Genomic DNA, 8,749 nt, shown 5'->3' with positions numbered 1-8,749 from the left:
TCGGCCCGAACGGGTGCCGTCGCCGGTCGCCGGGAACAACCCGGGCCCGTTCCGCGCTGCTCCTGATACCTCGCCGGGTACTCAGGGAAGGTCGTGGAGGAGATGAATCGGTCAGGGCAGGAGCCGCTCCCGCCGTCAGGTGAAGCGCCGTTGGTGACCACGTGCGGTCGGCAGGTCGCGGTGAAGCGACTGCTGCTGGCGCTCCCGGAACGACCGATCAGCCGGGTCACCCTGGACGTGGGCCCTGTCGTACGCGGCGAGCCCGGGCTCTGGGCCTCACTCACCGTGGCCGAGGCCCGCGACCTGGCCCGCCGCCTCCTCGCCCAGGCCGCCCTGGCCGACACCGGCGCTCCTGCGAAGCTGAACGCGGCAGACAACTAGCTGATTCTGCGGGGGAGTTGGGCGCGGGCGTAGGGGGTCCGGCCGGGCCGATCGTCCTGTAGCTCGGTCCGGGTGCAGGCGCGTTGGCGGCGAACCTGCCCCCCTGAGCCGAGGTCACCGTGGCCTGGGCCCTCGGCTCCTTGGGCAGGGCTGCTCTGGCCGACACGTCCGCTCCTGCGAAGCTGAACGCGGCAGACAACTGGCGGATTCTGCGGGGGAGTCGGGCGTAGGGGTCTGGCTGGCCCGGCTGTCCCCTAGCTCGGCCGGGATGTCGGCGCGTAGGCGGAGAACTCGCCCCCGAGTCGAGGTCACCGTGGCTGGGGCCTGGGGCCTGGGGCCTGGGGCCTGGGCCCTCGGCTCCTCGCGCAGGCCGCTCTGGCCGACACGCCCGCTCCTGCGAAGCTGAACGCGGCGGACAACTAGCCGATTTTGCGGGGGAGTCGGGCGCGTCCGCAGGCGCCCGGCGGGACCGACCCTCCTGTAGCTCGCCCCGGACCGCAGCGAGTTGGCGGACCGCCGGCATTCAGGCCACCAAGTAGCAGCCGGTGAGGGTGGGTCGGACCGACGTTTCCGTGTCGGCCCGACCCGCCCCTCCCGTATCACGCGCCTTGCGTCAGCACCTTCTCCAACGTGCCCACTGCCGACCGGAGTTCGTCCGCCGTGATGGTCAGTGGTGGGGCCAGGCGGATCGTGGAGCCGTGGGTGTCCTTGGCCAAGACGCCCTCGCGCATGAGGCGTTCGCTGATCTCGCGGCCGGTGCCGATCGCCGGGTCGACGTCGACGCCCGCCCAGAGGCCGCGGGCGCGGAAGCCGACCACGCCCTTGCCGACCAGGTCGGTCAGGCCGTCCCGCAGCACCACGCCCAACTCCGTGGCCCTGCGCTGGAATTCACCCGTCTCCAGCAGCTCGACGACCGCCGTGCCGACCGCCGCGGCGAGCGGATTCCCGCCGAACGTCGAACCGTGCTCGCCCGGGTGCAGTACCCCCAGCACCTCGCGCCGCGCGACCACCGCCGACACCGGCACGATCCCGCCGCCCAGCGCCTTGCCGAGCAGCAGCACGTCCGGGACGACGCCCTCGTGCTCGACGGCGAGCGTGCGGCCGGTGCGGCCGAGCCCCGACTGGATCTCGTCCGCGATGAACAAGCAGCCCTTGCGGGTGGTGAGTTCGCGCACACCGGCCAGATAGCCCGCGTCCGGGATGATGACGCCGGCCTCGCCCTGGATGGGCTCGATCAGCACCGCCGCCGTCGTCTCGTCGACCGCCGCCTCCAGCGCCCCGAGGTCGTTGTACGGCACGATCCGGAAGCCCGGCGTGAAGGGACCGAAGCCCGCCCGCGCCGACTCGTCGGTGGAGAAGCTGACGATCGTCGTCGTACGACCGTGGAAGTTCTCCGCCGCGACGACGATGGTCGCCTTGTCGGCGGGGACGCCCTTCACGTCGTAGGCCCATTTGCGGGCCACCTTGATCCCGCTCTCGACCGCCTCCGCGCCGGTGTTCATCGGCAGCACCATGTCGAGGCCGGTCAACTCCGCGAGCCGTTCCGCGAATTCGGCCAGCTTGTCGTTGTGGAAGGCGCGCGAGGTGAGCGTCAGCTGGTCGAGCTGGCGGTGGGCCGCCTCGATCAACACCGGGTGGCGGTGGCCGAAGTTGAGGGCCGAGTAGCCCGCGAGCATGTCGAGGTAGCGGCGGCCCTCGACGTCCTCCACCCAGGCGCCCTCGGCACGGGCGACCACCACGGGCAGCGGGTGGTAGTTGTGCGCGAGGACCGGCTCCTCGGCGCGGATGAGGTCGGCGGACGTACGGGCACTGGCGGGTGCGGTCATGAGCGGATCTCCTGGGTGCAGCACTTGATGCCGCCGCCGGCTTTGTGGAACTCCGACAGGTCGACGGGGACGGGGACGTAGCCGCGTTCGGCGAGGCGCGCGGCCAGGGCCTCGGCCTGCGGCGCGATGAAGACGTGCAGGCCGTCGGAGACGGAGTTGAGGCCGAACGTCATCGCGTCCTCGCGGGTCGCGAGCACCGCGTCCGGGAACAGCCGCGCCAGCACCTCCCGGCTGCCCGGCGAGAACGCCTCCGGGTAGTAGCAGATGTTGTCCTCGTCCAGGACGAACAGCGCCGTGTCCAGGTGGTAGAAGTACGGGTCCACCAGCGTCAGGCTGATCACCGGCACGCCGAAGAACTCCTGCACCTCGCGATGGGCCTCGCGGGTCGTGCGGAACCCGGTGCCGGCCAGGACGTAACGGCCGGTCGGGATCAGGTCGCCCTCGCCCTCGCTCACCGACTCGGGGCGGTGGACGTCGTAGCCCGCCGCCTTGAACCACATGTCGTAGTGGTCGGACTCGGCGCGCCGCTCGGGCGCGTGGAAGAGGGAGCCGAAGACACGGCCCTCGACGACGACCGCCGAGTTCGCGGCGAAGACCATGTCCGGGAGCCCGGGGGCCGGGGGCACGGTGTCGACGGTGTGGCCGTGGGAGCGGTAGGTGTCGATCAGCGTCCGCCACTGCTCCTGGGCGAGATCGACGTCCACCTGGATGTCGGGATGCATCCAGGGGTTGATCGCGTACTGCACGGCGAAGTGTCTGGGTTCGCAGACGAGAAAGCGCCGCCGGCGCCGCACACGGGTCTCGGGCACAGAGGGGTTCCTCCGCTTCCTGTGATGTCGACTGGGGTTGACACCACGGTAGGAAGAGACCAATACGCGCGACAAGCGATGAAGGCTGCGTGTCCGCGCAGGAATGCTGCGTCTTTCCCCGCGTCAGCGCAGGTCTGATGCGTCGTCCGGCGCGGGGTGGGTGGCGCCCGCTTCCGGGCTTTCCGGGAGGAGGTGGGACAGCACCATCACGCTGATCGTCTTCCGGATGAACGGCTCCTGCCGGATCCGCTCCAGCACCGCCTCGAAATGGTCCACATCGGTGGCCCGCACGTGCAGCAGCGCGTCCGCGCCCCCGGTCACCGTCATCGCCGCGGTGATCTCCGGATGGTTGCGCACCACCTCCGCGAGCCGCCTGGGGGGCGCGGCACCCTCGCAGTACACCTCCACGTACGCCTCCGTGCGCCACCCGAGCGCGGACGGCTGCACGGTCGCCGTGAACCCGGTGATCACGCCCGTCTCACGCAGCCGGTCCACACGCCGCTTCACCGCCGTCGCGGACAGCCCGACCGCCGCGCCGATCTCGGCGAAACTGGTCCGCGCGTTCGCCATCAACGCGGTGATGATCTTCCGGTCGAGTTCGTCGAACGGGGTGGTCCTGCTGTTCATGTCCGCACTGTATCCAGCGCGAACGTCCACGCCCGGCACATGTCCAGGCGTACGAATTCCTCCTACACTCCACGTTCATGCTGCGCGCCCTCGCCGTCGACGACGAACGCCCCTCGCTGGAGGAGTTGCTGTACCTGCTGAACGCCGATCCACGCATCGGCAGCGCGGAGGGCGCGGGCGACGCGACCGAGGCGCTGCGCCGTATCAACAGGGCCCTGGAATCGGGCCCGGACGGCCCGGAGGCCATCGACGTCGTGTTCCTCGACATCCAGATGCCGGGCCTCGACGGGCTCGACCTGGCACGGCTGTTGACGGGGTTCGCGCAGCCGCCGCTCGTCGTGTTCGTCACCGCGCACGAGGACTTCGCCGTACAGGCCTTCGATCTCAAGGCAGTTGACTATGTGCTGAAGCCGGTACGGAAGGAACGCCTCGCCGAGGCGGTGCGCCGGGCCGTCGAACTCGGCGGCGCCGCACCGCGGATACCCGTGCACGAACCCGACCCCGACCACATCGCCGTCGAACTCGGCGGTGTCACCCGCTTCGTGGCCGTCGACGACATCACCCACGTCGAGGCCCAGGGCGACTACGCCCGCCTCCACACCGACAAGGGCAGCCACCTCGTCCGCATCCCGGTCTCCACCCTCGAAGACCGCTGGCGCTCGCGCGGCTTCGTCCGCATCCACCGCCGCCACCTCGTCGCCCTGCACCACATCGGCGAACTCCGCCTGGACGCGGGCACGGTGAGCGTCCTGGTCGGCGGCGAGGAACTCCAGGTCAGCCGCCGCCACACCCGCGAACTGCGCGACCTGCTGATGCGGAGGTCCTGACGATGCCTCAGGACCCCAGCGAACGCAGGGTTGTTGTCACCGGCCCACCCCGTCGCACCCGGCGGGCCTCCGGCTACTCCCGCCCCCGCACCGAGATCGACGAACAGACCACCCTCGGTCACACCTACGTCCGCTCCCTCATGCGCACCCAACTCCGCGCCGCCCTCGTGGTGTTCGCGGTCCTCGTCCTCCTGGTCGGCCCGCTGCCCCTGGTGTTCGCGGCGACCCCCGACTCCCACCGCCTCGAATGGCTGGTGCTCGGCTTCTGCCTCTACGCCCCGCTCGTCCTCCTCGCCCTCTGGTACGTCCGCCGCGCCGAACGCAACGAACGCGACTTCGTACGCCTCGTAGAGGACCGATGAGCGAGGACCGGTGAACGAAGAGCGATGAACTCCAGCTACGCCGTACCGGCGGTCGCCCTCGTCGTCGTGGCCACGGTCCTCGTCGGCGCGTTCGGCCTGCGCATCTCCCGCACCACCTCCGACTTCTACGTCGCCTCCCGCACCGTCGGCCCCCGCCTCAACGCGGCGGCCATCAGCGGCGAATACCTCTCCGCCGCCTCCTTCCTCGGCATCGCGGGACTGGTCCTGGTCCAGGGCCCGGACATGCTCTGGTACCCGGTCGGCTACACCGCCGGATACCTGGTCCTGCTGCTGTTCGTCGCCGCCCCGCTGCGCCGCTCCGGCGCCTACACCCTCCCCGACTTCGCCGAGGCCCGCCTCGCCTCGCACGCGGTACGACGCCTCGCGGGGGCCTTCGTCGTAGGCGTCGGCTGGCTCTATCTCCTGCCCCAACTCCAGGGCGCGGGACTGACGTTGACCGTCCTCACCGGGGCGCCCGACTCGCTCGGCGGACTGATCGTGGCGGTCGTGGTGGTCGCCACGGTCGCGGCCGGCGGTATGCGCAGCATCACCTTCGTGCAGGCCTTCCAGTACTGGCTCAAGCTCACCGCGCTGCTCGTCCCCGCCCTCTTCCTGGTCCTCGCCTGGCAGAGCGACGGAGCACCCCGGCAGGCCTTCGGGGAACCGGCAACCTTCCGCGAACAGCGGGCAGTTCGGGTCGACGAGACACTCGACCTCCGGCTCGACCACCCCCTCACGGTCACGGTGACCGGTAAGGTCGACGGCCACGCGCATGACGCGACGAAGCTCCAACTCCCCGCAGGCACCCACCACATCGAGCGCGGCACCCGTCTCACCTTCGCCAAGGGCGCCACCGTCCCCGTCGCCGACCGCGGCACCAACGGCGGCATGTCGACCTCCCTGGCCGCGAGCCGCGAGGAACGCCCGCTGTACGCGACGTACGGCCTCATCCTCGCCACCTTCCTCGGCACCATGGGCCTCCCGCACGTCGTCGTCCGCTTCTACACCAGCCCGCACGGCGTCGCCGCCCGCCGCACGACGGTCGCCGTCCTCGGCCTGATCGGCGCCTTCTACCTCCTCCCGCCCGTCTACGGCGCCCTCGGCCGCCTGTACACCCCGGAACTCACCCTCACCGGCGACGCCGACGCGGCCGTCCTGCTGCTGCCCGACCGCGTGATCGGCGGCGTCGGCGGCGATCTGCTCGGCGCGCTGGTCGCGGGCGGCGCCTTCGCCGCGTTCCTGTCCACCGCCTCGGGGCTGACCATGGCCGTGGCCGGGGTCCTCACCCAGGACGTCCTCCCGTCGCGCGGGGTACGGCACTTCAGACTCGGCACGGTCCTCGCGATGGCCGTCCCGTTGGTGGCGAGCGCCCTGGTCGGCGGACTGCCGGTCGCCGACGCCGTGGGCCTCGCGTTCGCCGTGTCGGCCTCCTCCTTCTGCCCGTTGCTGGTTCTCGGCATCTGGTGGACCCGGCTCACCCCGCCCGGCGCGGCGGCCGGGATGCTGGTGGGCGGCGGCTCGGCGTTCGTCGCGGTGGCGGCGACCATGGCGGGCTTCCCCGGCACCGGCTCTCTGCACGCCCTGCTGGCCTGGCCCGCGCTCTGGTCGGTACCGCTGGGCTTCCTCACCATGGTGCTGGTGTCCCTGGCCACCCCGGGCCGGGTGCCGACGGGCACGGCGGCGATCCTGGCGAGGTTCCATCTGCCGGAGGAGCTGCGGGCGGAGGTGAAGGCGTGACGACATCCACGGACGGTGCTGCCACCTTCGTGAACGGATCACCCAACTCCCGTACGGAGGCGGCCGCATGAGCGGATTCCTGGCCGGTCTCTGTGTCGCCGTGCTCCCGCTGCTCGCCGCCGGCTTCTGGCTCGGGCGGCGCACCGCGCGCCCCGAGAGCCTCGGCGGACTCGGCACCCCCGTCGAGCACGCCACCTTCCAGACCCTGCACACCGCCTCCCTCGCAGCGCCCCCGCTGCGCGCCGGACTCACCGGCGAGACGGCCCGCCGCTCGGCGCGGAGACTGCGCACGCTGCTCGGCACCGACGCGCTCTGTCTGGCCGACCAGACACAGGTCCTCGCCTGGGACGGCGTCGGCGACCACCACCGGGCCGAGATCATGGAACGGCTCGCGGGCCCCCTGGAGACCGGCCGCGGCGAGGCGTTCCGGCTCAACTGCGATGCTCCCGACTGCCCGTTGCGCTGGGCCGTGGTCGCCCCGCTCACCGTCGACGACCGGGTCCACGGCGCGCTGGTCGCCTGCGCGCCGCGCGAGTCGGCCGTGCTCGTCCGGGCCGCCGGAGAGGTCGCCCGCTGGGTCTCCGTGCAACTGGAGTTGGCGGATCTGGACCAGTCCCGCACCCGGTTGATCGAGGCCGAGATCAAGGCACTTCGGGCCCAGATCTCCCCGCACTTCATCTTCAACTCGCTCGCGGTGATCGCCTCGTTCGTCCGCACCGACCCCGAGCGCGCCCGCGAACTGCTCCTCGAATTCGCCGACTTCACCCGCTACTCGTTCCGCAGGCACGGCGATTTCACCACCCTCGCGGATGAACTCCACGCCATCGACCACTACTTGGCGCTCGTCCGGGCCCGCTTCGGCGAACGGCTCTCCGTCACGCTCCAGATCGCCCCCGAGGTGCTCCCGGTCGCGCTCCCGTTCCTGTGCCTGCAACCCCTGGTCGAGAACGCCGTGAAACACGGCCTCGAAGGCAAGGCCGACAAGAGCCGCATCAGCATCACCGCGCAGGACGCCGGCGCCGAGGCGCTCGTCGTCATCGAGGACGACGGCACCGGCATGGACCCCGACCTGCTGCGCCGCATCCTGGCGGGCGAGGTCAGCCCCTCGGGCGGCATCGGCCTGTCCAACGTCGACGACCGGCTCCGCCAGGTCTACGGCGACGACTACGGCCTCGTCATCGAGACCGCCGTAGGAGCGGGCATGAAGATCACCGCCCGGCTGCCGAAGTACCAGCCGGGCGTGCACTCGGCCAGTCGGCGGAGCGCCGAGTAGCGGGCGTCAGGTGCTGCGCGTGGCCACCATCCCCAGAGTGATCAGCCCGAGCACGACCCAGCCGAACCACAGCCAGCCGTTACTGCCGAGCGCCACCGTGTAGGCCGTCACCACCACGAGTCCGCCGACGGTGATCACCCCCATGGTCTTCGTGGAACCGGGCATCGCAACACCCTCCTCATGGTTCGGTCCCCTCCATGGTGCCCCCGTTCTGCTTCCGAACGGCGCACACGACGAAATGTGTGCCCGACTTCCACGGACCTTGGCTGGTCCAGGAGGCGGCCTCGTACACCGACGGATCGAAGCCGTGGTCGGCCGGCGGGACATCGCGGGCACAGGCCGCGTCCGACCGCGTACGGGCCTGGGCCAGCGTGACGTCCGCGCCCAAGCGGGTGAACCCGACCACCACCTGATCGTGCTTCCCGGTGCAGGAGACCAGGCTCGCGGCCCGGTCCGAGGGCACGTCCAGACAGTCCCGCTTCTGCATGGTCGACGTGTCCGCGAACGCCGACCCGAGCGCGCGCCGGCTGCCGAGCGGCCCGTAGACCGGCCCGTGCGCGCCCAGCACCAGACACACGGTGCGCCGCCCGGCGGCCGCGAAACCCGCGTCGGTCGGGACGACCGCGAGGCTCCGCACGTCCGCCAGCTTCTCCCGGGCCGCCCGCGTCCGCTCCGCACACCGCTCCGACCCGACCTTGCGCGCCTCGCCCGCCGACGCGGTGGACACGGACGCCATCACCTGCCCGTCGGGCACCGCGTTCCGACAGGTGGGGTCGACGGCGAGCCGTGGCGTCCCCCGGAAGAGCTTCCCGCCGGGCCAGTCGGCGGTGACACAGTCGCCGTCCTTGAGCGGCGCGGAGAGCCCGCCGTACGGCACCGCCGTCGGGCTCTCCGCGCCGCTCAAGGA

At 71.5% G+C, this 8,749-nt stretch carries 10 protein-coding genes; 5 read left to right on the top strand and 5 right to left on the bottom strand.

Annotated elements, in window-relative coordinates:
- The first annotated feature begins 153 nt into the window (after nucleotides 1–153).
- A complete protein-coding gene (locus JHN63_RS45295; RefSeq protein WP_200690974.1) occupies nucleotides 154–381 on the top strand; it encodes a hypothetical protein in 228 nt (75 codons plus the stop codon).
- Between the two features lie 599 nt (nucleotides 382–980).
- On the opposite strand, the gene rocD is transcribed toward JHN63_RS45295, so the two are convergent.
- From rocD to JHN63_RS45280, 3 genes are all read right to left on the bottom strand, one after another.
- Nucleotides 981–2,207 (bottom strand): ornithine--oxo-acid transaminase, encoded by a 1,227-nt coding sequence (gene rocD / locus JHN63_RS45290; protein WP_200690973.1) that lies wholly within the window; start codon nucleotides 2,205–2,207, stop codon nucleotides 981–983.
- Nucleotides 2,204–3,016 (bottom strand): dimethylargininase, encoded by an 813-nt coding sequence (gene ddaH / locus JHN63_RS45285; protein WP_200690972.1) that lies wholly within the window; start codon nucleotides 3,014–3,016, stop codon nucleotides 2,204–2,206. The genes rocD and ddaH overlap by 4 nt, the downstream gene beginning before the upstream one ends.
- Before the next feature lie 123 nt (nucleotides 3,017–3,139).
- Entirely contained in the window at nucleotides 3,140–3,643 is a 504-nt protein-coding gene (locus JHN63_RS45280) for an Lrp/AsnC family transcriptional regulator (RefSeq protein ID WP_200690971.1), read from the bottom strand.
- Nucleotides 3,644–3,720: 77 nt separating this feature from the next.
- Between JHN63_RS45280 and JHN63_RS45275 the strand changes: the two genes are divergently transcribed.
- The 4 genes from JHN63_RS45275 (at nucleotide 3,721) to JHN63_RS45260 (ending at nucleotide 7,842) form a co-directional block, all read left to right on the top strand.
- Nucleotides 3,721–4,470 (top strand): LytTR family DNA-binding domain-containing protein, encoded by a 750-nt coding sequence (locus JHN63_RS45275; RefSeq protein WP_200690970.1) that lies wholly within the window; start codon nucleotides 3,721–3,723, stop codon nucleotides 4,468–4,470.
- Between the two features lie 2 nt (nucleotides 4,471–4,472).
- Nucleotides 4,473–4,832 (top strand): hypothetical protein, encoded by a 360-nt coding sequence (locus tag JHN63_RS45270; protein ID WP_200690969.1) that lies wholly within the window; start codon nucleotides 4,473–4,475, stop codon nucleotides 4,830–4,832.
- A gap of 24 nt (nucleotides 4,833–4,856) precedes the next feature.
- Nucleotides 4,857–6,569, top strand: coding sequence for a cation acetate symporter (locus JHN63_RS45265; RefSeq protein WP_200690968.1), 1,713 nt, complete (start codon nucleotides 4,857–4,859; stop codon nucleotides 6,567–6,569).
- Nucleotides 6,570–6,636: 67 nt separating this feature from the next.
- Nucleotides 6,637–7,842, top strand: coding sequence for a sensor histidine kinase (locus JHN63_RS45260; RefSeq protein WP_200690967.1), 1,206 nt, complete (start codon nucleotides 6,637–6,639; stop codon nucleotides 7,840–7,842).
- 6 nt (nucleotides 7,843–7,848) lie between these two features.
- Here the strand turns inward: JHN63_RS45260 and JHN63_RS45255 are convergent, their stop codons facing one another.
- A complete protein-coding gene (locus JHN63_RS45255; protein WP_019070924.1) occupies nucleotides 7,849–8,007 on the bottom strand; it encodes a hypothetical protein in 159 nt (52 codons plus the stop codon).
- Nucleotides 8,008–8,020: 13 nt separating this feature from the next.
- On the bottom strand, nucleotides 8,021–8,749 hold a 729-nt coding region (locus JHN63_RS45250; RefSeq protein ID WP_200690966.1), incomplete at its 5' end, for a septum formation family protein.

Source organism: Streptomyces sp. MBT65 (assembly GCF_016612545.1).
GTDB lineage: Bacteria > Actinomycetota > Actinomycetes > Streptomycetales > Streptomycetaceae > Streptomyces.
The sequence above is the reverse complement of the archived record's forward strand: the minus strand, read 5'-3'. Positions and strand labels throughout refer to the sequence as shown.

Bases quoted from the DNA above. Each gene is read 5' to 3' on its own strand.
- rocD (WP_200690973.1), bottom strand. From the start codon at position 2,207: ATGACCGCACCCGCCAGTGCCCGTACGTCCGCCGACCTCATCCGCGCC.
- JHN63_RS45280 (WP_200690971.1), bottom strand. From the start codon at position 3,643: ATGAACAGCAGGACCACCCCGTTCGACGAACTCGACCGGAAGATCATC.
- JHN63_RS45275 (WP_200690970.1), top strand. From the start codon at position 3,721: ATGCTGCGCGCCCTCGCCGTCGACGACGAACGCCCCTCGCTGGAGGAG.
- JHN63_RS45270 (WP_200690969.1), top strand. From the start codon at position 4,473: ATGCCTCAGGACCCCAGCGAACGCAGGGTTGTTGTCACCGGCCCACCC.
- JHN63_RS45265 (WP_200690968.1), top strand. From the start codon at position 4,857: ATGAACTCCAGCTACGCCGTACCGGCGGTCGCCCTCGTCGTCGTGGCC.
- JHN63_RS45260 (WP_200690967.1), top strand. From the start codon at position 6,637: ATGAGCGGATTCCTGGCCGGTCTCTGTGTCGCCGTGCTCCCGCTGCTC.
- JHN63_RS45255 (WP_019070924.1), bottom strand. From the start codon at position 8,007: ATGCCCGGTTCCACGAAGACCATGGGGGTGATCACCGTCGGCGGACTC.